This window comes from Candidatus Clostridium helianthi, from assembly GCF_045310795.1.
GTDB classification, from domain to species: Bacteria; Bacillota; Clostridia; order Clostridiales; family Clostridiaceae; genus Clostridium; species Clostridium helianthi.
Genome location: NZ_JBJIAB010000003.1, coordinates 1 through 23,965 on the forward strand (window position 1 = coordinate 1; position 23,965 = coordinate 23,965).

Sequence of the window (23,965 nt, forward strand, 5' to 3'; positions counted from 1 at the left end):
CTCCCGTTAAATACAGAAATCATCTTTTAAATTAGTCTATCTTTTTTTAAATTGTCCTTGACAAAGGGTACATTTTATATGGCTAATGATTTTTTTATTTAACACCTATTATAAGAATTTTTATTATATATTTTTTAATGCCTGCAAAGCAGCTATATTTAGTAAACTCCAAGGTTTATTAAAATGTGGTTGGAAGAAAAAATCTGTCATTGCAAGTTCTTCTATAGTCATTTTATTTTGAATTACTACTGATAATGTGTTCATAAATTGTGTTAAATCTAAATTTGAAATTATTTGACCTCCAAGTATTCTTCTACTGTCTTTATCATAAACTAATTTTAATAATGCTTCTTCGTAAGTAGGCATAAACTCTGGTCTATAGTTATCCGTAACAGAAACTGCTCCTACATTAAATGATGTTGTATTTTTTGCAACTTCTTCAGTTAATCCTGTAGATGCAATGCATTTTTCATATATCTTAATTCCTGATGTGCCTTGTGTTCCCATATACTTTAATTTAGGTTCAACTATATTATGAGCAATTAAAGTTCCCATTCTCACTGCATTTGTTGCCAAAGGTATATATCGTGTATCATCAGCCGGATTGAACTTAACAACACAGCAATCTCCTGCTGCAAATACATTTTTTCTACTTGTTTGCATATATTCATCAATCATAATTGCACCATTTTGAAGTGTCTCCAATTTACCTTTTACAAGAGCAGTGCTTGGTGCAAACCCAATACATAATATAACTAAGTCTGCCTCATATTCATTATTATCAGTTACTACATGTGAAACTTTATCATTATCTCCCTTGAACAATTTAACTTTTTCCCCTAAAACTAGGTTTATTCCATGATCTCTAAATTCCTTTTCTGCAATATCAGTAAATTCTTTGTCCAAGTACTTAGACATTATTCTCTCTTCAGCATCTATTAATGTAACATTTTTATTCTGAATTTTGAAAGCTTCTGCAAGTTCCACACCAATGTATCCGCCACCAATTACAACTACATTCTTTGCATCACTGCGTCTAGCTTCAATTTCTTTCGCATGATTATAGTTCTTACATAATAAAATATTTTGTAAATTTCCGCCTTCAAACTTAGGTATTATTGGCCAAGACCCTAATGTTAAAACTAGCTTTTCATAACTGTCTTCAAATATTTCACCATTTTCTAAATTCTTAACTTTAACAATTTTATTATCAAAGTCAATATCTAAAACGTCATGTTTCATCTTTGTTTTAACTCCTAAAGAGCTCAAATTATCTGGCGAATTATAAAATAACTTTTCTGTTTCAGTAACTATTCCGCCTATACTTAACGCAATTCCACAAGATAGAAATGATATATTATCGTTTCTTTCATAAACTACGACATCACTATCTGGGTATAATTCCTTTAAATTAACAATAGCAGCTGTTCCTGCATGTGTGCATCCAATTACAATAACCTTCATATCATATCCTCCTGAAATCTTTTTGATAATTTTTACTTATAAATAATAATTATTAACTAATAATATTATATATCTTTATTCAAAAAAAATAAAGAATTTTTCTTCAAAAATACAATTATTCTCTGATATCTATTTTACAATTAACTCTCTACATTCTGTAATTAGCTATCACTTACTGTTATAAAAGTTTTAGTATGCAGATTTATCATTGAAACATATATATTATTAATTATCTGTTTATGATATATTTTATACTTCCCACTGAATAATATACTTAATGCACTTAAAACCTTATTCTATCTTTTTAAAGTTCAATTTTTCCATTACAAGATCCATTTTTTTTATATCAATAGGCTTTGTCGCATATACTTCACAACCATTGTTAAAAATACTTTTGACTAAGTCCGCATCATTTAGAGCTGTTGTCATTATTATTTTAACTTTTTTATTATTCTCAATATTTTTTTGCTTTTCTATTTCTCGAATGGTCTTTAGAACCTTTACTCCATCTACCTTTGGCATCATTATATCTAAGCACACTAAATCATAAGGTTCGCCTTCGTCTAATGCAATTAGATATGCATCTAATCCTTCCATTCCATCAAGTGTAATATCACACTCACCATACTTGGACATAAATTTAAACAAAAGCTTTCTACTTGAAAGATCATCTTCTACTATTAAAATTTTCACTATTAAGCCCCCTTATAAAATATATGGTATAAAACTTATAAACTATTTGTAATTTTCTCGTAGTTATTTTTAATTCCCAACTCATCTTTCTTTCTTGCCGCAAGTTCAATTTTAAATGCTAAAATCTTAATATTATTCAAACTATTTTCTTCACAATATTCTTTTATTTCATGAGCTATATTTTCAATCTTAATGTAATCTTCTAGCGTTTTTTCTTTAATAAAATATCTCTCCATGCTATATAACCATTTTAACAACGTCTCCTTAATCTCTTTATCAACTATAATAAAATTATTATTATATGTAGTATTTCTTAAGAATAGTTGAATGGTGCTTTTTGCCTCTAAGTCGATGTTCTTTAGAGTCCTTTCCAAAATTTTTTTAAGTTTATTTATATCTATTGGTTTTGAAATATAGTCATCCATGCCTTGTGATAAAAATCTTTCTCGATCTCCCTTCAAAGCATAGGCCGTCATCGCTACAATAGGAATATGCCCTCCTGTTTTTATTTCATTTTTTCTAATTATCCTAACAGTTTCACTTCCATCTAATTCAGGCAATTGTACATCCATTAGAATTAAATCAAATCTGTAATTTTCAATAAATTTCAAAGCTTCAACTCCATTTGATGCAATCTTTATATTAATATATCCCAGCTCTTTCAACACTTTTTTAATCACTATCTGATTGATCTTATCATCTTCTACTACGAGAATTTTTTCACTCTTAGAATTTTCATCATTTATTCTTTGATGATCTAATTCTCCAATATCATCCATTGCCTTTTCTAATTTAATAGCAAAGTAAAATTTACTTCCAACTCCTTTTTCACTCTCTACTTCTATATTCCCACCCATTAATTCTACAAGTTTTTTGGAGATAGAAAGTCCAAGTCCCGTTCCTCCATATTTTCTTGTTATAGATCCATCAACCTGACTAAAACTCTTAAAAAGGTGTTTCATCTCATCTCTGCTAATTCCAATCCCTACATCTTCGACCACAAACTGAATTTCATATTCATTTTTACTTTTGTTTATCTTTCTTACTTTTATAATTACAAATCCAGATTCTGTGAATTTTACAGCATTAGAAACTAAATTGTTTAATACTTGCTCAAGTCTATATACATCTCCAACTAAAACTTGCGGAATATTCTCATCAATCGTATAGTGAAGTTGTATATACTTTTCATTAGCCTTTGGCAAGTTAGTATATATTACATTTTTAATAAGAACTTGTATATTAAAATTCACATTCTCAATCAAGACTTTCTCTGCTTCAATTTTTGACAAATCTAAAATATTATTTATTAATGATAATAACGAATGAGCACAACTTTTTACAATACTCAGATTTTCTTTCTGCTCTTCTGTAAGATTAGTTGAAAGCGTCAAATCTGTCATGCCTATTATTCCATTCAATGGAGTTCTTATTTCGTGACTCATATTTGCTAGAAACTCACTTTTAGCTCTATTAGCTGCCTCTGCTGCTTCTTTAAGTTTGAAAAGCTCCTCTTTTGTCAGTGCTCGGTCAAACTTATACACATTTTCTCTTTCATTCCCCACAATATTCCCCAACCTTTCCCTTTAGATATATTAACTCCTGTTAATACTATCCTTATTTTAGAGGAATAAACCGCTTATCTTATCTCATTCTATATAATTAAGGTAGGAAGCAAAACAAAAATTTCTCTTAATTTTCTCTTCCTACCTTTATCTTTGTAGATTAGTATTTACCAAATTCACTATCACTTAGTTTTATTCTTTTTTTATTTGAAGTAACTGCCACTTCTTTATCTAACGAATTATCTCCCATATAATATGATTGTTTCAATATATAGTTTTTACTATTTTTAATTGCTCTCCCTTTCAAACTATCATTTTTAAGTTTAAAACTAGATACTAAATCTTTAAGCAGTTCTGATTGACTTGAAAGTTCCTCACTAGCTGCCGCACTTTCTTCTGCCGTTGCTGAGTTTGTTTGAACAACTTGTGATACTTGCTCTATTCCTAAATTTACTTGTGATATTCCAGTAGCCTGTTCATCTGAAGATGCTGCTATTTCTGATACAAGAGTCGCTGCTTTAGATACTCCATCAACTATTTCGTATAAGGCTTTTGCTGTGTTATTAGCAATTTCAGTTCCATTTTCAGATTTCTTTATAGACCCTTCAATAAGTGCTGTTGTTTCTTTCGCTGCATTTGCACTCCTAGCTGCTAGATTCCTAACTTCTTCAGCAACTACTGCAAAGCCTTTTCCATGTTGTCCTGCCCTTGCAGCCTCAACTGCTGCATTTAGCGCAAGTATATTGGTCTGAAATGCTATTTCATCTATTACCTTTATAATTTTTGAAATATTGGCTGAAGATTCATTTATTTCACTCATAGATTTAAGCATTTCATTCATATGCCTACTTCCTTGTTCTGCATTTACTTTTACTTCAAGAGCTAATTCCTTAGCCTGATTCGCATTAAAAGCATTTTCCTTAGTTTGTGCTGCAATTTCGGTTATTGAAGATGTCAATTGTTCTATCGCACTTGCTTGCTCTGTAGCTCCCTGTGATAATAACTGGCTACCGTCTGAAACCTGGCTCGCACCTGTATAAACTTGTTCTGACACATTATTTATTTCACTAAGAACTGAATTTAATGAATCTATTATTGTATTTAGAGAAGCTGATATGCTATTAAAATTACCATGAAACTCTTTTACATTTTCAATATTGAGATTACCTTGTGAAATTTGCCCTATTATATCAGAGATCTCTCCAACAACACGTTTTAATCCATCTTCGGTCTCATTAACAGCTTTAGCTAGAATTCCGAACTCTCCTTTATAATTTTCACTTACTGGAACATCAAGGTTCCCTTTAGATATTTCACTCATAACACTTGTAACTTCCTTAATTGGTTCTACCATAGCTCCAATCAGTTGATTTATACCCTCTACAACCTGTTTAAAGTCTCCACTGTGTTTTGTTTCATCTGCTCTTATATCCAATTTCCCTTCTACCGCAGCATTTGATAGCATTTTGGCATCAGATATAAGATTATCTATCGCACTCTTAACATCTTTTAAACTATTAGATATTCCTTCAAATTGTCTGCTAACTTCATCAGTAAATTGATCTGCTTCTTTAATTTTTAAGTCAAAATTAGTATTTCCACATGCCAAAAGCTTTAGATTTCCCTCAAGTCTCTTAACTTCACCCTTTGTATAATCGCTTACCCTAATAATAGGTGTTAAATCAGTTACGACTTCCACATATCCTACATTCTCACCATTTTTATTCTTTAAATAAGACGTATCTTGCTTATTGCTCATGCCACACCATTCAAAGAAACTTTCTGATTTTCCCTTATGAAGCTGTTTTATACCACATTTTTCAGTATTACATATATTAGCCCCTGCATGACTACACGCCAACCCGTAACCAGATTTTCGATCTCTAATGACACCTTGATTAATCATTAAATTTTCAAATGACTTGTTCATATACGTCCAATTCATATCATTGTCTGTAACATGAATTGGGAAAGGTATAGCATCTATAATAGCCTCATACCAAACAGCCTTATCTACTACAGTATCTAAAGTTCCATTTACTCCATCTATTACTTTTCTGAAATCTCCTTCATGTTTTCCTGAATCGGCTCTTGTTTCAAACCTTCCTTCTATTGCCGAATTTGATAACATATTTACATCTGTCACCAGCATTCTTACATTCTCTACTACCTTATTTAATGCAGGAGATATTTCATCTTTTTCATCTTTCGCAACTATATTAATATCCATGTTACCTTTAGCTATTTTATTCATAGCCCCTATAACATCATTCTGTAATGTGTTAGAAAACGAGTCCATAACTTTAGCCATTTGTCCTATTTCATCGTTAGTTGATATGTCTACTCGTTCACCAAGATGCCCTTTACTCATTTCCCCAAGAATAGTTAATACCTTATTTATTGGCCTACTAATTAATCCTGATATTATTATTCCAGATACTAATGCAATAACTATTCCTATAGAAATCACTACAAGCATTATAATAATTGCACTACTCGCAGCTTTTGAATTAGTGTCAGCCTTCACTTTACCTTCTGCCTCTTTTAGCTCAATAAGTTTGGTAGCCGAATTATCAATATTACTAGAGAATATGCCTGCATCACCATTCATGATACCTACAGCCTCCGTATCCTTATTTTGTACCGCCAAATCAATAAATTTATCTCTAAGTGGTCTGTATTTATCCATATTTACTTTTAAATTATTATATTCATTAACTGATTCCTGATCTTTAAGGGTGAGCTTAAGAGATTCCATAGCTTTATCTATTTCTTCATCATTTTTAGATATTATGTTCTTACTTTCATTATTTTTATATGTATCAGTTTCAATTAACAAAGTTCTACACAATACTTTATTTTTTTGTAAATTTACTTGTATAGTACTGGCAAAACTAATAGCTTTTGTGTTGTCTTCGTATAGATCACTATCTAATTTACTGATTTTTTGTAAATTAAAAATCCCCACCGATCCTACAATTCCCATTAATATAACAATTCCTAAAAACGCCGTTAAAATTTTACCCCTTATCTTTAAATTCAAAAACCACTTCATATTCTTTACCTCTCATCTTCTTTAAATTTTATCTGCACGTAATTTAATTTAAACTTAATACAATCCTATATTTTTTTGTAATTATTAAACTTCTCCTTTATTTAATTCTTCTATTTCATCATCTTCTAAAAGCCTATTACAATCTATAAGAAGTCTTACTTCATTCTGAATCTTTCCAATACCCTTTATATAACTATTTGAATTATATCTCTCCAAATTTACCTTTGGAGGAGGAGAAATATTACTTTCATCAATATTTGCAACCTCTATAACTTTATCTATTATCAAACCAATATCTATATTTTCAATTTCAACTACAATAATGCATGTCCTATCATCATATTCTTTCTCCTCTTTTTTCAATTTAATCCTAACATCCATTACTGGTATTATTTTTCCTCTTAGGTTTATTACACCTTTAATATACTTAGGTAATTCAGGCACCTCTGTTATCGGCTCGACTCCTATTATTTCTATTACATATTTAATATCAATTCCATAGCACTCTTGGCCAATCGAAAAAATCAGGTATTTGTCCTTTTGAGTATCTTCTTGATTTTCAATTGTTACATCTAGTAAATCTGACATTCTAATCCTCCCATAACGCAATTTTATAAGTTAACAATTTCAGATATATCTAATATTAAGCTTATAGTTGCATCTCCTAGTAATGAACAACCACTTATTGCTTTAACCTTTTTTATATATTCTGGAAGTGCCTTAATAACAACTTGTTGCTCTCCAATAAGTTCATCTGCAAAAATACATTTTGCTTTCCCTTGATCTTCAACCATAATTACAATACCATCTTCTATATTTACTACATTAGTTTTTATATTATAGAACTCATGAAGCTTTAGTATAGAATAACATTCTCCTCTTATTAATATCATTTCATTATTATCTATATCTCTTATAATATCTTCCTTTTTGATAATGAATGATTGCCTTATTGAAGTAACAGGAATAGTAAAAGCTGATTTTCCTACCTTTATTGTCATACCATCAATGATCGCAAGAGTTAATGGAATTTTTATAGAAGTTGTTGTTTCTTCACCAGGTATACTATCAACTGTTACAATCCCCCTAATTTTTTCAATCTCCTTTGTAACCACATCCATTCCAACTCCACGTCCTGAGAATTCTGTAACGTTTTCCTTAGTTGAAAATCCAGGTAGAAAAATCATTGAATATATATCTCTATCAGTCAAATCGTTTTCCTTTACTTTTAGTAGTCCATTATCTTTTGCCTTTTTTAATATCTTATCTTTATTAAGGCCTTTACCATTATCTTTTATGATAATCCAAACTTCTCCACCAGTGTTTTTAGCCTCAATAGTTATTTTTCCAATTGAAGGTTTCCCATTTGCTAGCCTCTCTTCTTTGGTTTCTATTCCATGGTCCATTGAATTTCTTACTATATGCATTAATGGATCACCTATATGTTCAATTATATTTTTATCTACTTCTGTCTCTTGTCCTATTATTTCAAGCTCCACTTCCTTATTCAACTTTTTACACATATCCCTAACTATTCTATTCATTTTGGTTAATGTAGGAGCAAGTGACACCATTCTTATTGACATAACAACATCTTGAAGATCAGAAAGTCTTTTTCTATGCTGCCTCGCTGCCTTATTAAAACTATCCAATTGCAATTCAGATATTTCTGGATTCTTAGTTACCATTGCTTCTGAAATAACTAACTCCCCCACTAAATCCATTAATTTGTCTAATTTTTTCACATCTACGCTAATTAAACTTTGTTTATACGATAAGCTTTTAGAAGCCACTTTCTCACTGCCATTTGTATCATTAACTATATTATTAATTGATTTGATAATATCTTCTTGTGGCTTTTCATTCTTTTCACTAAATTGCTCACTGAATTCAATTTCGCTATAAAATTTGTTTATATCAACATTATTCAAAAAAGCATTTTCCATCAAAAGTGTTCTAATATCCTCAATACTTTGATTTGTCTTGAAAAATATTTTAAATCCCTGCTTCTTTATAATTTCACACGTATCATTATTTTCAATAATATCCTCAGGATAATAATATGAAACTTCAGAAATTTCTTTAAGCTGATGCACAACAGTAAAGCATCTTATATTCTCCATATCACATTCTTCATCAAAAAATAAAGTAGCACTAAATAAATTAAGGTTCGAATTTACCCTATCAGTGCTTAAGTAATATTTTTGTTCCACATCTTCCTCACTTACTAATTCATCAGACCCGCCATTTCCTGAATCTTCTGAATTTTCATCGCATGTTTTAAGGAGTTTTAAAAACCCCTTAACTTTTTCTATAAATAAAGTAAAATCTCCATCTGCTTCTTTATCATTATTTATTTTTTCTGTTTCTATTTTTATTAAATCGCTTCCTTCTAAAACTAAATCTGTAAGCTTTGAATAATCTATTTTCTCAGGCTTTGATTCTCTAATAAAATAGAATAAATCTTCTATAGTATGAGAAAGATTAGAAATGTTATCAAACATCATCATCCCAGAAGAACCTTTGATTGTGTGCATTATTCTAAATATTTCGTTTATAGCTTCTGTTTCTAGTCTATCATTCTTTTCACCGTCAATAATGAGTTGCTGAAGTTGTTCTATCATATCCAACGTTTCAAATATAAACATTTCTAGCATCGGTTCTCTAGTATCCATGCTTGTCCTCCTTAGTAAACACTTTTAAAACTTGCTTAATGCTTTAACAAGATAATCTTCTTTAAATGGTTTTACTACGAAACCTTTAGCACCTTGAATTACAGCTTCCCTAATTTTTGTTTCTTGCCCCATAGCACTTAACATAATTACTTTAGCCTTTGAATCAAATTTCATTATTTCAGTTAATGCCTCAATGCCATCCATATCAGGCATCGTAATATCCATTGTTACAATTTCAGGGTTTAGCATTTTATACATTTCAACAGCTTTACGGCCATTTTCTGCTTCCCCAACAACTTCATAACCATTTTTTTCAAGCATTGTTTTTAAAGATAACCTCATAAATGCAGCATCATCAACTACAAGTATTCTTTTCATAAATAATACCCTCCCGTTTCATCATAACTTTATTAAGATAATAATATTTCAATCTATATTACTACATAATCCTTCCAATCTATTTAAATAATAGCCCTTTATAAATTATATTAAAAATAATTGCAAGCATATTTTATTTGCAAACGTTTATAGGTGAAATACTTGCATAAATTGGTTGTATTATGTAAACAACTATCTGATTATAATTTAAATGATTTATCTTTAAAAGTCAATGCTTGTATTATTCTGTCTGTTTGTTCTAAAAATTAAGTATATTTGTATATTCTTACTATACCTATGTTTCATATTTACAATATTTTTTTAGCATAATATTACTTTTTATCAAATTAAACATAAAGTGTGAAATAAGCCAGTATAAATAATAAAACAACTATCCAATTGCTCTCTAATTGGATAGTTGTTTATATTAGTCTTATAACTCTCAACTAATTTTACTTATATTTTAATTCTAAATAAATATATATATATGTTGTAATTCACAATGTACATTTCACAATTCACAATTACGGCTGAAATTCTTGCAATATTTTTAGAATTGTGATGAAGAATTATTTTTACAACGTATATATATACATTGCAAAATATATAATTTATATTGGCACTGCTAAAATTACTAGTAACACTATTTCAACATCTTATTCAATTAGTAATTATCCTGCTATATTAATTTAAACTGTTTTAATCCTTTATAAATACCATCATTCTCAATATTATCTGTTTTATATTTTACAACATCAAGAATCTCTGGACTACTGTTTCCCATTGCAACTCCATATTTAACATATTTCAACATATCTATATCATTTAAACTATCACCAAATGCATATGTATTTTCAATATCAATTTCTAAACGCTTTATAATCTCCTCTATTCCCTTTACCTTAGAAAATCCTTTTGGTACTAATTCAATAAATTCTGAACTATGGCATATGCAGTCAAAATCCTTTTCTATTATTGAATATGCTTCTTTAAAATTACTATTCTCATATGTTCTACATGTAATTTTATTGAAACTATGTTCATTTCCTGTTATTGGCTTTATTTTTTCCCTATATTTATTTTTAAACATCATTATTGAAGATCTTTTATCATCTATAAATTCATCTTCATCCATATATAAATAATCTTGCCCTTCTAGAATACAAAATACTTTATTATTTTTTAAAACACTTATTGCATTATCAGCTATTTGCTTTTCCAAATCTATGTTATAAACTACGTTTCCATCATATTCTACATAACAACCACAAGATGCGAGTATTCCATCAAACCCAATATCAATTAGATCTTGTGAAATCATTGCTCTTGCCCTTCCAGTTGATATAAAAGCAAGATGACCATTCTCCCTTAACTGCCTAATACCTTCTATTGCGCTCTTTGGAACACCAACTTCACGATTATATAGTGTTCCATCTATATCGAAAAAAACTGCCTTCTTTTCCATTCTTACCTCCTTAAAAAACAATTACATTCACAACTATATCATACATTAATAACAAAAGAAGTAAAAGGTAATATATATTATTTACTTTAAATATATAATAATGAGAGCTAAATTTTCCTTAAAATATGTTGCAATTTAATTTCAAATGTATAAATTAATACTATTAAGAAAGATAAGGTGGTATCTGAGTGGATATAAAGAAATTAATAAATGAAATGACCTTAGAAGAAAAAGCATCTCTCTGTTCCGGAAAAAACCTTTGGGAAACTAAAGAAATTGGAAGATTCGGAATTCCTTCAATAACTTTTGCGAATGGTCCCTATGGATTATCAAAAAAAAACTGTGATTCTTATGATCCTGTTCCAGCTACATGTTTTCCTACGCCTACTGCCTTGGCCGCAACTTGGGATGTTAATCTTGCTTATTCTGTCGGAAAAGCTATTGGTGAAGAATGCTTAGCTGAAAATGTTAATATTCTCTTTGGTCCTGCTGTAAATATTCAACGTTCTCCATTAAGTGGAAGAAATTTTCAATATTTTTCAGAAGATCCAGTTCTAAGTGGTGAAATGGGTGCAGCTTTTATAAATGGAATCCAAAGTGAAGGTATCGGAGCATGTGTTAAATATTACATTGGAAATAACCAGGAATCACATAGACAAAATATTAATAACATAATTGATGAACAAACTTTAAATGAAATTTATTTATCAAACTTTGAACGGGTAATAAAAAATTCTAATCCCTTCGCTGTAATGGTTGCTTACAATAAAATAAATGGAATACCTTGTGCCGAAAATGACTATTTGTTAATTGATATTTTAAGAAATAAATGGAATTTTAACGGATTAGTTTTATCAGACTTATATGCAGTAAATTCAATAATAAATTCATTACAGGCTGGATTAGATTTAGAATTTCCAAACTCACCTAATAATACAAAACAAATTATAGAAGCTGTACTTAGTGGCACTTTAGATTCATCAATCCTTGATAATGCTATTGAAGATATATTAAATACTATATCTAAAGTTATTAAACCTGTGAAAGAATGTGAATGCAATATTTATGACAAAGAAAAACATAATGATTTAGCAAGAAAAGTTGCTGAAGATAGCATTGTCCTTTTGAAAAATAAACGTAATCTTTTACCTTTAAAAAAAGATAGGTTAAAAAATAGGAAATTAGCTATAATTGGAGAATATGCAAAAGAAACAAGATATCAGGGTGATGGTAATTCTAATGTCATACCTATAATGTCTGAAAATGCCTATGATGAGATAATAAAACTCGTCGGAAGTTCAGTCAAAATATATTATGAAAAAGGTTATAATATCTCTAAAAATTCAGGAGATGATAATAATACACTTCTTGCAGAGGCAAGAAAAACTGCACGTACCGCAGATATAGTTATATTATTTGCAGGAACTCCAGAATATTATGATAAAGAATATACTGACAAGGTAAATCTAGATCTCCCCACTGATCAAGTGAAATTAATTAAGGAAATAGGTAAAGTCCAGAAAAATTTAATTGTAGTACTTAGCAATGGATCTCCAGTTACTATATCATCTTGGGCCAAATATGCTGATTCTATTTTAGAAACATGGCTTCCAGGACAAGCAAGTGGAGGTGCTCTTGCAGAAATCCTATTTGGCATCGCTAATCCATCTGGTAAATTACCAACTACTTTTCCTATACAATTGTCAGACACTCCAACATATTTAGATTATATAGATTCCGAAAATAATTTACAGTATAAAGAAGGGCTTTTTGTAGGCTATAGATATTATGATAAAAAAAATATGAATGTTGAATTTCCTTTTGGATTCGGATTGTCCTATACTACTTTTAAATATAGCAGCTTAACTCTTGATAAAGATATATTAACTGATAATGATACATTAGAAATTAAACTTAAAGTAAAAAATACTGGAAAATATTTTGGTAAAGAAATTGTGCAGTTATATATAAAAAATACTGATAGTAACATTTTAAGACCTGAAAAAGAATTAAAAGCCTTTACAAAAGTATCTCTTTTTCCAGATGAAGAAAAACAGGTGAGTTTTTTGATTGATACAAAAGATTTTTCTCACTATGATATAAACACAAATAACTGGGTAATTGAAAGCGGTCCTTATGAAATTTTAATTGGTAAATCTTCTAGAGATATTCCTTTATCTAAAAACATTTATGTTCAGTCACCATATCTACCTAAAACTAATTATACTAGAGATACACTCGCACAAGAGTTTCTCATTAATCCAAAAACTAAGGCAATTGTAGAACCTTTATTAAGCAGCGCCGCTCAATCAATAACTTCTGATACAAATGCGCAAGAAAAACTTATAAATTACTTTAAAAACATTCCTATAGGAAGATTCACTACATTAAGTAATGGAACATTCACCGAAAAAATGCTGAATGATCTTTTATATTCTGCAAATGAAGCTTAATTATAGAATATCTTCATTGATAATTCAAAATAAAATTACAACAATATAGCTGAAAAATATAGATCAGTGTATCCACATTAAAAAGAACATGTTTCATATAAGTATTTATCAACTTAGTACAAAAACATGTTCTTTATTTTCATTATTATATTTATATAACAGTTTTTATAGATTCAGCAATGTTTTCTGCTAATTTTTGTTGACTCACTGGGTCTGAACACCTTTTCGCCTCTTCCTCGTTAGTTATAAATCCTGCTTCTACAATTACTGATGGCATATTTGTGCTTTTTATAAATAGTCTGCTATCCTTTGCACCTCTATCATTAAAATTAAACTTCTTAACAATATTGTTATCAATAACTGTTGCTACGTTCTTACTTATCGTTAACTTGTTAGGAGATACCCCACCTTTAAAATTTTGACTTTGCTCTGCCGAACTATAATAAACTTCTACCCCTTTTGCGTCTGGAGCATCCTTTACAGCATTATGGTGTATACTTACAAATAAACTTGCATTTGCTGTATTGGCAATTGTAATTCTATCTTTAAGACTCTGATTGGTCCCTATCGTTTGTACTTCCTTAGGATATCTAGTCATTACAACATTATATCCTCTTTTCTCTAATTCCGTTTTTAACTTAGATGCAACCTGCATATTTAAATCTACTTCTTTATAAGTTATGCCTTTAATTGTAGATACAGCACCTAGATCACCACCGTAGTTATGACCTGGATCAACCACTATTGTCTTTTTCTTTTTATCAAGATTAGCTATAGCAGTCATTGCCTGGTTGCTTAAAGTGCTTTGCGTTAATGTTGATGCTTGTACACGTATTGCCGGAGCCAAACTTGACACTATTGCGAAACCAATTACGAAAGTAACTAATTTCACCTTAAAATTATCCAACTTTCTCATCCCCTCTCTAGTAAATATTACCAGAATTCTTTACATAATTAAAGAAAAATTTGGAAATTTTAATTCGTTAAGAAGGAAGACTAATGCATTCATATAGCTTATTGTTCAAAAGAACCAACAGTTGATGTAAACTCTTCTGAATTAAGCTTTTTTTGATAATAATTGGTTCCCCATACACCCGCTAGAATCATCACTGATCCTATCACATGGTATAATTGGAAGTTTTCATGTAATACAAGTACACCAGCTGCAATAGATACTATCGTTGATATATTTGCAAATACGGCTGATCTAGATGCTTCCATTTTAGAAAGCGTATAATTAGCCAAAAAATATGCTACAACTGAAGATAATATTCCAAGATATAATATAGATACTATAAAGTTAATACTTCTTAATGGTATAAAATATTCTGATAAGTTTCCATTTATTACGTGGTTAGTAATTGAAACAATATTAAAAAATATAGCTCCAATAAGCATCATAAAGTATGTTACTTCAATCGCTGTAAATTGTTGTGATATTTTTCTTGCTATTATATTAAATAATGCAGCTGAAAACACAGCTCCTCCTAGAAGGATAATTCCTAATAGAGTACTCCCTCCTGCATCATTAGAATTTTCCATAAGAATTATCAGTATTACTCCAGATACCGAAAGTATTATGCTTATAACTTGCTTAACAGATGGTTTTTCTTTTAATAAATATACAGCTAAAACTGTTACAACTATAGGTATAAGCGCAATCATAAGCCCACCTAAAGACGAAGATGTTTTCTTAATTCCATAAGTTTCAAATATAAAGTAGACTATGGGCTCTATAACAGCCAAAATAACAAGCCATTTCATAGGCTTATTTTTATAATTTACCTTTATTACTTTTAAAAATATCAAAATTGTCATTATTAGCAAAGCTGCTAAGAATCTAAACGAAAGTAATTCTATTGGTGTAGCTACACTTAATGCTTGCTTCGAAAACAAGAAGCTTAATCCAAAAATAAAATTAGTTATTATAGCAGTAAAGTATGGAATTATATGTGATTTATTTTTCATATTTATGTCATTTCCTTCCTTGTACATAGATCTTAAAATACGGACTTAATAAGTCAAGAACCCAAAAGTTATTATAGATCCCTTAAATATATAAATTTCCAAGTAAGTATACTATAAAAAAATACCATCTACAACAATTTATATAGATATATCTAAAAAGCACTTTCTTGTTTTTAATATTAGCTAAAGTGGTATTTTAATAATTTAATGTAAAACTTTAAAGTAAAATATAGATTAATCCAATTTTTATGAATAATTCTAGTAATTTTGAAAAAGATATAATAATGAGCATGAATTTTATAGGAGTGAAATGTATATGAAGGTTGGAATTCCCAATGGACTATTAAATTACAAATATTCTGCTTTCCTTGAAAAGTTCTTTTCTGAACTTGGTGCAGATATTGTTAGATCACCAGATACAAACAAAACAATACTAGATGAAGGCGTAAAAAATTGTGTAAATGAAGCATGTTTGCCTATTAAAATTTTTCACGGTCATGTAAATGCAATAAAAGATAAATGTGATTTAATGGTTATCCCTAGAATTATGCAATTAAGTGAACATGAATTTATCTGTCCAAAATTTTGCGGCTTACCTGAAATGATTATAAATAGCATTCCCAATATGCCAAAAGTTACTATGGTTCCTATTTATGCAACGTCAAAGGAAAAATTATATAAATGGATAGTTTCAACTGGAAGCTTAATAACAACAAACAAAAAAAGAATTCGGGATGCTTATGATAAAGCTTTAATAGCACAAGATGAATATGAAATAGGAATTAAAAGCGATGGATATAAATTAAATACAGCTCTAATTGGCCATCCTTACAATATTTATGATAAATTTGTGAATATGAACTTAGTGAAAAAATTAAATAAATTAGGTGTTGGTATTATAACGGAAGAATTTATAGACGAAGCCTCTATTGCTGACAAAACAACTGAATTATTTAAAAGACCTTTCTGGACATTTGCAAAAAATGCTTATGGGGCATCTACATACTTAGTAGAAAATAAAAAAATTAACGGTATAGTATACATATCTTCGTTTGCCTGTGGTATTGATTCTGTTGTTATAGATCTTATAAAACAAAAAGTGAAAGATTTTCCTTTCTTAGTATTAAAAGTTGATGAACATACTGGAGAATCTGGATTTGACACAAGAATAGAAGCCTTTGTCGACATGTTAGAAAGGAAGTAATGTTATGAAAATTATGACGCCTCATTTAGGAAATACATATCTGGTTACTAAGGCAGTGTTCGATACTCTTGGTATAGACTATATAATTCCAGAATTCAATAGTAAAAAATCATTAGAAATAGGATCTATGTATTCTCCAGATGATATGTGCCTCCCATTTAAACTTATGATGGGAAATTACATACAGGGAATTGAACAAGGTGCAGATACAATAATAATTACTGGAAGCTGCGGACCTTGCAGATATGGAGAATATTGCGAACTCCAAATAAACACGCTAAAAAAATTGGGACATAATTTGAATTTCATTGTATTAGATAAACCGTCAGAAATAGGCCCAAAAGAATTTCTAAATAGGATATCTTCTATCTCATCTAGCAGCAATAAGAATATGCCGCAAAAGCTAAATGCATTACGTATAGGATTTAAAGTTCTAAATCTAATAGATAAAATAGAGGCAAAGGCACATTACTTAGCAGGATATGAAAAAAATAAAAATGAATGTAAAAAACTCTTAAGTAAGTGTAAAATTGATGCCGAAAATAGTAATAGTCCTAATGAGATGATAAAAATACTAAACAAATATGATAAAAGACTAGATTCCCTAGAGATATGTAGTGATAGGAATCCAATAAAAGTAGCAATAATAGGAGAAATCTATACAATAATCGAGCCATTTTCAAACCTTTTTATTGAGGATAAACTTATGGAATATGGGGTTTCAACTCAAAGAAAACTCACTCCAAGTTGGTGGGCTAAAAATTCTATTATGTCAGTTGTTGGAATGAATTCTTTAGACATACGAAAAGCTTCTAAAGAATACCTTCCATTATATATTGGAGGACACGCAAGAGAATGCATTGGAGAAGCAGTAATGGCTGCACATGATGGATTTGATGGTGCAATTCAAATATTTCCTATGGGATGTATGCCAGAAATTGTTTGCAAAGCTGTGCTTCCTTCCATATCTAAAGATAAGAATTTTCCTATTTTAACTCTTGTGGTTGACGAAATGACGGGTGAAGCAGGGTATATTACAAGAATAGAAGCATTCCTAGATCTATTAGAAAGGAGAAAACAAAAATGTATTATTTAGGTGTTGATGTTGGCTCAGTAAGTACTGACATTGTTCTTTTAGATAATAATCTGAATGTCGTAGATAAACTATATCTAAGAACAAAAGGAAAGCCAATAAATGCAATTCAAGAAGGTTTTAAAATCTTAAAAGAGAAATATAAGAACGAACAAATTAAAGCTGTTGGCACTACAGGTAGTGGAAGGCAAATTGCATCATCTATCCTTGGAGCAGATGCAGTAAAAAACGAGATAACAGCTCACGCATGTGCTGCACTTGCTATAGATAAGGATGTTAAGACAATTTTGGAAATAGGAGGACAGGATTCAAAAATAATAATATTAAAAGATGGAGTTGCCATAGACTTTGCGATGAACAACGTCTGTGCGGCTGGAACTGGATCTTTCCTCGATAGGCAAGCTGAAAGATTAGGAATCCCAATAGAAGAGTTTGGAGATTATGCTTTAAGATCAACAACTCCACTAAGAATAGCTGGAAGATGTGCAGTTTTTGCCGAGTCTGATATGATACACAAACAACAGCTTGGTTATAATGAGCCTGATATTATAAACGGCTTATGTGAAGCCCTTGTTAGAAATTATCTCAATGATATTGGGAAAGGAAAAGAAATATGCCCTAAAATATTCTTTCAAGGTGGTGTAGCAGCTAACAAAGGTATGAAGGCATCTTTTGAAAAAGCTTTAGGATGTGAAGTATACATTCCTGAACATTATAATGTTATGGGCGCCATAGGTGCCGCAATTATTGCTAAAGAAACTGTTGACAAGACCGGTGCTACTAACTTTAGAGGCTTTGATATTGCTGATTCTAGTTTTATATCAACTAGCTTTGAGTGTGAAGGCTGCTCTAATAGGTGCGAAGTTGTAAGAATAGAAGATGATAGTATAATAATAGGATGCTTTGGAGACCGCTGTGGAAAATGGACCAATACCATTAATGAAAATATTACTAAAGGTGCTTAATCATAAAAACATAATTGTTTCTTACATAATTAAGGATAAAAAATACAGACTAAGTAATTGATTTTAATTACTTAGTCTGTATTGCGATATAATATTAATCTCTTTTATATTTTTTTCTTATATAAAAATAAACTGGAAGACCTATTAAAGTTATTCCTATTCCATATATTGCATTTAATGAATCTGTTATAAAAGTACTTATTAATATGTACAGCCCACCAACTATTCCTATCAATGGAACAATTGGATATAAAGGAACTTTGTATGAAGTTTTTAATTCTTTATGTTTACGTCTCAATATAAAAATCCCACATACGCACATAACAAAAAATATCCACATTACAAACACAGCCAAGTTTGTAAGTTTGTCAAAAGATCCACTTAATACATATAAACTTGCTAGTAATACTTCAAAAGCAAATGTATTTATAGGAGTCTCAAATTTTTCATTGATTTTCCCAAAAAATTTAGGAAAAGGGAAAAGATTATCCTGAGCCATAGCAAAAGGAATTCTAACACCTGTCATTAGATACCCATTTAGCGCTCCAAAAATAGAAATCATTATGCCTACCGCGATTAAAGCCGCTCCCATATTTCCAAACAATATTACCGCTGCATCTGAAGCTGGCTTGGAAGAAAGTACTACATCGTTAACTGGCATTATATTTATTATCGCTACATTAATTAATATATACACTATTATTATTGCTATTAATCCCATTATTATTGACTTTGGGAGATCTTTTTCTGGATTTTTAAGCTCCCCAGCCATATTTCCTACGCTAATCCATCCGTCATAGGCCCATAAAGTACCAAGTATTGCAGCTCCAAATCCTGCTGCTCCTGATGTATTTGATGAGAATACCGTAGTCGAGAAATCATGAGCTGTACCATTTATTAATCCAAATATAACAATAAAAATTATCGGAACAAGCTTACCAATTGTAGAAATTACTTGTACCTTCCCGCCAAGTCTTGATGATAGAACATTTAAAGCCATTACAAAAAATAGAATGCATATAGCGAATATTTTCTGCAGCATTGGTGTTAGATCTGGAATAAAATAAGTTGCTTGAGTAACAAAAACTATTGATAATGCAGCTGCCACCCCTGGCACATAGATTAAAGTCTGCATCCAACCAAACAAAAATGCCCATTTTTCACTATATAATTCTTTAATATAAACAAAGACTCCACCTGTCTTAGGAATTGCTACAGCAATTTCAGCAACTGTTAAAGCTGAAGCTATAGTTATACATCCACCAATCACCCAAGCCATTATTCCCAGAGTTGGTGTCCCTGCATTTTTAAATACTGTTGACGCCTTAAAGAAAATTCCTGACCCTATAACTACCCCTATAACTATAGTAATAGCTTCAATAAGTCCTATTTCTTTTTTTAAACCTTTAGGAATAACATTTTCTTTATTCTTTTGAGTTGACTCATTCATGCTAATCATCTCCTGACTCAATTTTAAATTTTTATATATAATATTAAACAAAACACTTTTTCTATTGTATAATTCGTAATGAATTTCGTCAACAAAAAACCATAATTATATTATTTTGCAAAAATATAGGCCGCATCATTTTCGAGTATAGCTTTTAAATTATCTTTTTCATTTCCAAGTGAGTCCAAATCTTCTTTTTTAATAAATAATAATGTTTTATCTTCATTATCTTTCAAAAATCCTTCTATGCCACCTTCTAATGGAGTCAAATCTGCATAAAGTTCGCTATCTAGCCAATAGCTTTGCTCAAAATGATTTACATATATTTTTTCTCCGCGATATTCTGGTAAGTTTCCGATTTCCTGAATAAGCTCTTGACTCAAGTCCTCTTTTGGATTTGAAATTCTAGTTACTATAACTTCTTCACTTTTATATATCGATAATATAATCATAGCAAGCAATACTATTTGTGTAGCAAAGTTTCTATTACGCTCTTTTAATATAAAACCTGATGCATATCCTATCCATATTGCTGCGGCAGGATATATCGGTAAAACATACCATGAAATTTTCGTTTTTGAAATAGTATATAATATAAACGGAATAATCATCGACAGCCATATTATCAAATTGCAATTTATTAGTTTCCTGCCTGTAATATATCTATGCGCTATAGTCAAATATGTCATGCTAACAGCTACAAATACAAGATTCCAGTAAAAATATGACCATTGCAAATGTTCAATGTAGTAACACTTTCCTCCAATATGTCCTTCTAAAGGTCTTGATGTTCTTGCCATCAAATCAAATTCTATCATGGTCTTAAAAAAAGCTATTCCATCATTGGCATATCTCAAGATTGCCCATATAAGAATCGGAAAAGATGCACTCAATACTAATGTCAAAATTTGTTTTAATGTTAATTTAAATAAATTTTTACTAAATATTAAATATAGTATTCCTATAAAAAAGATATTACCTGCATGAAAACTTTTAGTTAAAAAAGCTGCTGAAAATGATAATCCAAATACATATATCCATTTAATACTCCTTTCCATTAAAATTAAAGACATTACCGATATTGTAAAAAATAAAACGTATATGGCATCTGCATCTCCGGTTCTTGCACAATGCTCTGTAATAAATGGTATTGTTGTTGTTAGAACAGTTGTCGCAATCAGAGATGTCAATCTCCCATATATATTCAAACTAAAAATTGCTACAAGTACTATAGTTATTATTGCTGCAAATGCAGAAAATACCCTTAGCCCCAAAGCATTAAATCCTGCAAATTTATATCCCATAGCTATTGCCCAAAAGCTTATTGGCGGTTTTAAATTCCAATAATCATTTTTATAAGCATATGTATTTACTATATAATTGCTATTTTTTATCATCTCATAAGCGCTAACACCATGTCGTGCCTCATCCCAGCTATATATAGGAATGACACCTAAATTGTAAAATATATTAAAGGAGGCAACTAACAATATAGCTATTAATATAATGTAATAACATTTTTCAACAAGCCCTATAATATTATCAATTAACTTTGTTCTAAACATGCTCATACTTTGCCTCCCTGTAATATACTTAATATTTTAATTTCATAAAATCATTTACTATATTAACCTTAGCTTGAAAAATATATACATTCATAAAAATGTCAATCAACCTTTTCCATAATTTATACTCATAAGGAGTACAAGGGCCACAGATTTCATTACAATATAAATTCTTAGAGGATAAAAAAAGTAACTTTTAGTCTAGAACCAAAAGTTACTTTCATAGTTAATTGTTGTATTATTACTAGTAAAATTAAATCACTCTCTTTAATTAATATTTATCAACTACAGTGCCTAAGACAGCATGTTTTATAATCGGGTTATTCTCAATCGCCTTTAGTTCTTTTGGACTTCCAACCACTACAGCTCCAATTATTCTAATATCATTCTCATCAATATTTTTGATATACTGAGCCTCCCCTATATCCTTTAACTGTTTAATCGCTGCCTTAAAGTTTTGCATTCTACCGTCTGTATCACTTCTAAACTCTCCTGCTCCATCAATGGATTTTATCCCAATAACATTAAATGCTGGATTATTAAATTCAATAATATGTTTCTTTTCCTCATCTGAATTATTATCTACCCAGTAAAATGTTATTAGATTACTATCCAAAATACTATTTACTTCTTCATAGGTATAGTATTTATCAAAAGACAAAGCCATTTCTACCATTTTATTATCATCCATTTCATCTAAAAAATGAAAATCATTTATTATATTTTCTTTACCTTCCGATATTTCATCTTCTGTACGTTTATTTTTATCTGTTTCATATTCATATATATTTCTTCCATAATTGACATACGGATATAAAAAATGTAATTCTCTTAATCCATATGCAGTACTATACCTTTTATTTATATCATCATTTAAAGGGATGTTACTTATTGTCCGTCCACCTTGATCAACTTTTTCAAACTTATTATCAAATATACTTCTATTATTTGTTTTTAATCCAGCAAAAAGAACCCTGCTTCCTATCCTTTTACTAACATAATCAACAGTTTCATAGTTAAAATATCCCATTTCAATGCACCTTTCTTCTCCTACGTACTCATTTGGATACATTATAGAATATTCTAACTGCTTTACTATTTTTTCTTTTGAATATGAACCTTCTACATATTTATTACTTGCAAAATTTAAAGCCAGATTTCCAACGATAATTATAATTAAAGTTGAAATAATTCCGATTGCAATAAGTTTCACATTTAATTTATTTCTTTTCTTTTTCACTTCTTTTTTTATTTCTTCTTCCATTCTATCAGAAAACAATTCGTCAATATCTTTACTCAAATTCTTCACCTTCCCATATTTTCTTGAACTTATTTCTTGCTCTATAGCATAAAGTCTTAGCTGATCCCTCTTCAATGTTAAGTAGCTTCCCTATCTGTTTATAAGTTAAACCCATACTGTATTTTAAAACCAGTAGATTCTTTTCACTTTCTTTCATTAGAGATAGAATTCTATTAATATCTAAAGCACTATCTATATGCATAATTTTAAAATCGCTCTCAATAGTTATTAATAATTCATCCGTTAAACTTATGTTCACCTTGCTCTTTTTGTACAAGCTATAAAATTTGTTTATGGATACTTTAAACATCCACGCCTTTATGTTCCCATCAATTAAAATGTCAATATTTTCATAAGTCTTGATAAAAGTTTCTTGTATAATATCCTCTGAATCTTCCTTTGATGCTCCTATAGAAATCAAATACCTATATATTATAGATAAATCTTTTTTTATTAAATCACATGTACTATCTTTAATGATTCATCCCCCCCTTTATTGAACACACTAAAAATAATTAGTATTTATTCTATAAACAATTGTTTTTCATTTTTAATGGCGCCACATATATATAACTTTTAAGTATATTAAAAAGTGAACATACATCTAATATATTTTAAAAAATTATGTTTTTAAAAATATAAAGACTATAAAAAAACAGAGGCATTATATCT

Annotated in this window: 18 protein-coding genes; 4 read left to right on the forward strand and 14 right to left on the reverse strand. The window is 29.7% G+C overall.

The window, feature by feature from the left end; all coding sequences use genetic code 11:
* Positions 1-123: 123 nt before the first annotated feature.
* The 8 genes from ACJDTP_RS03120 to ACJDTP_RS03155 form a co-directional block, all read right to left on the reverse strand.
* Positions 124-1,464, reverse strand: a complete 1,341-nt coding sequence (locus ACJDTP_RS03120) for an FAD-dependent oxidoreductase (protein ID WP_406760480.1) — start codon at positions 1,462-1,464, stop codon at positions 124-126.
* A gap of 291 nt (positions 1,465-1,755) precedes the next feature.
* Positions 1,756-2,157 carry a response regulator transcription factor gene (locus ACJDTP_RS03125; protein WP_017209005.1) on the reverse strand — a complete coding sequence of 134 codons (402 nt, stop codon included), beginning with the start codon at positions 2,155-2,157 and terminating at the stop codon, positions 1,756-1,758.
* A gap of 35 nt (positions 2,158-2,192) precedes the next feature.
* Entirely contained in the window at positions 2,193-3,722 is a 1,530-nt protein-coding gene (locus tag ACJDTP_RS03130; protein ID WP_406760481.1) for an ATP-binding protein, read from the reverse strand.
* A 160-nt stretch (positions 3,723-3,882) separates the two neighbouring features.
* On the reverse strand, positions 3,883-6,777 hold the full coding sequence (locus tag ACJDTP_RS03135; protein WP_406760482.1) for a methyl-accepting chemotaxis protein: 2,895 nt from the start codon (positions 6,775-6,777) through the stop codon (positions 3,883-3,885).
* Between the two features lie 84 nt (positions 6,778-6,861).
* A complete protein-coding gene (locus ACJDTP_RS03140) occupies positions 6,862-7,365 on the reverse strand; it encodes a chemotaxis protein CheW (protein ID WP_077838774.1) in 504 nt (167 codons plus the stop codon).
* A gap of 23 nt (positions 7,366-7,388) precedes the next feature.
* A complete protein-coding gene (locus ACJDTP_RS03145) occupies positions 7,389-9,452 on the reverse strand; it encodes a chemotaxis protein CheW (protein ID WP_406760483.1) in 2,064 nt (687 codons plus the stop codon).
* A gap of 24 nt (positions 9,453-9,476) precedes the next feature.
* Positions 9,477-9,830: a response regulator gene (locus tag ACJDTP_RS03150; RefSeq protein ID WP_065418691.1), complete on the reverse strand. Its 354-nt coding sequence runs from the start codon at positions 9,828-9,830 to the stop codon at positions 9,477-9,479.
* A gap of 679 nt (positions 9,831-10,509) precedes the next feature.
* The gene (locus ACJDTP_RS03155; protein ID WP_406760484.1) at positions 10,510-11,295 is read right to left on the reverse strand and encodes a Cof-type HAD-IIB family hydrolase; all 786 of its coding nucleotides are present in this window, start codon (positions 11,293-11,295) and stop codon (positions 10,510-10,512) included.
* Between the two features lie 188 nt (positions 11,296-11,483).
* Here ACJDTP_RS03155 and ACJDTP_RS03160 point away from each other — a divergent pair, with 188 nt between their 5' ends.
* Positions 11,484-13,748: a glycoside hydrolase family 3 C-terminal domain-containing protein gene (locus tag ACJDTP_RS03160; RefSeq protein ID WP_406760485.1), complete on the forward strand. Its 2,265-nt coding sequence runs from the start codon at positions 11,484-11,486 to the stop codon at positions 13,746-13,748.
* Positions 13,749-13,899: 151 nt separating this feature from the next.
* Here the strand turns inward: ACJDTP_RS03160 and ACJDTP_RS03165 are convergent, their stop codons facing one another.
* Both ACJDTP_RS03165 and ACJDTP_RS03170 read right to left on the reverse strand, forming a co-directional pair.
* Positions 13,900-14,664: an N-acetylmuramoyl-L-alanine amidase family protein gene (locus ACJDTP_RS03165; RefSeq protein ID WP_077845111.1), complete on the reverse strand. Its 765-nt coding sequence runs from the start codon at positions 14,662-14,664 to the stop codon at positions 13,900-13,902.
* 98 nt (positions 14,665-14,762) lie between these two features.
* Positions 14,763-15,716, reverse strand: coding sequence for a DMT family transporter (locus ACJDTP_RS03170; protein WP_077845110.1), 954 nt, complete (start codon positions 15,714-15,716; stop codon positions 14,763-14,765).
* Positions 15,717-16,032: 316 nt separating this feature from the next.
* Between ACJDTP_RS03170 and ACJDTP_RS03175 the strand changes: the two genes are divergently transcribed.
* From ACJDTP_RS03175 to ACJDTP_RS03185, 3 genes are read left to right on the forward strand one after another with little or no spacing between them, the layout of a single operon-like run.
* Complete coding sequence (locus tag ACJDTP_RS03175; protein ID WP_406760486.1) at positions 16,033-16,920, forward strand: acyl-CoA dehydratase activase-related protein; 888 nt, start codon at positions 16,033-16,035, stop codon at positions 16,918-16,920.
* A gap of 4 nt (positions 16,921-16,924) precedes the next feature.
* Positions 16,925-18,016 (forward strand): acyl-CoA dehydratase activase-related protein, encoded by a 1,092-nt coding sequence (locus tag ACJDTP_RS03180; RefSeq protein ID WP_077838781.1) that lies wholly within the window; start codon positions 16,925-16,927, stop codon positions 18,014-18,016.
* Complete coding sequence (locus tag ACJDTP_RS03185) at positions 18,004-18,978, forward strand: acyl-CoA dehydratase activase (RefSeq protein ID WP_077838782.1); 975 nt, start codon at positions 18,004-18,006, stop codon at positions 18,976-18,978. The genes ACJDTP_RS03180 and ACJDTP_RS03185 overlap by 13 nt, the downstream gene beginning before the upstream one ends.
* A gap of 94 nt (positions 18,979-19,072) precedes the next feature.
* Here ACJDTP_RS03185 and ACJDTP_RS03190 read toward each other — a convergent pair whose 3' ends face one another.
* The 4 genes from ACJDTP_RS03190 to ACJDTP_RS03205 all read right to left on the reverse strand — a co-directional run bounded on the left by ACJDTP_RS03190 (position 19,073) and on the right by ACJDTP_RS03205 (position 23,714).
* Complete coding sequence (locus ACJDTP_RS03190; protein ID WP_077845108.1) at positions 19,073-20,428, reverse strand: APC family permease; 1,356 nt, start codon at positions 20,426-20,428, stop codon at positions 19,073-19,075.
* A gap of 110 nt (positions 20,429-20,538) precedes the next feature.
* Complete coding sequence (locus tag ACJDTP_RS03195; protein ID WP_406760487.1) at positions 20,539-21,999, reverse strand: ArnT family glycosyltransferase; 1,461 nt, start codon at positions 21,997-21,999, stop codon at positions 20,539-20,541.
* A gap of 265 nt (positions 22,000-22,264) precedes the next feature.
* The gene (locus ACJDTP_RS03200) at positions 22,265-23,293 is read right to left on the reverse strand and encodes an anti sigma factor C-terminal domain-containing protein (protein WP_078114703.1); all 1,029 of its coding nucleotides are present in this window, start codon (positions 23,291-23,293) and stop codon (positions 22,265-22,267) included.
* A complete protein-coding gene (locus ACJDTP_RS03205; RefSeq protein ID WP_406760488.1) occupies positions 23,286-23,714 on the reverse strand; it encodes an RNA polymerase sigma factor in 429 nt (142 codons plus the stop codon). The genes ACJDTP_RS03200 and ACJDTP_RS03205 overlap by 8 nt, the downstream gene beginning before the upstream one ends.
* Positions 23,715-23,965: the final 251 nt, after the last annotated feature.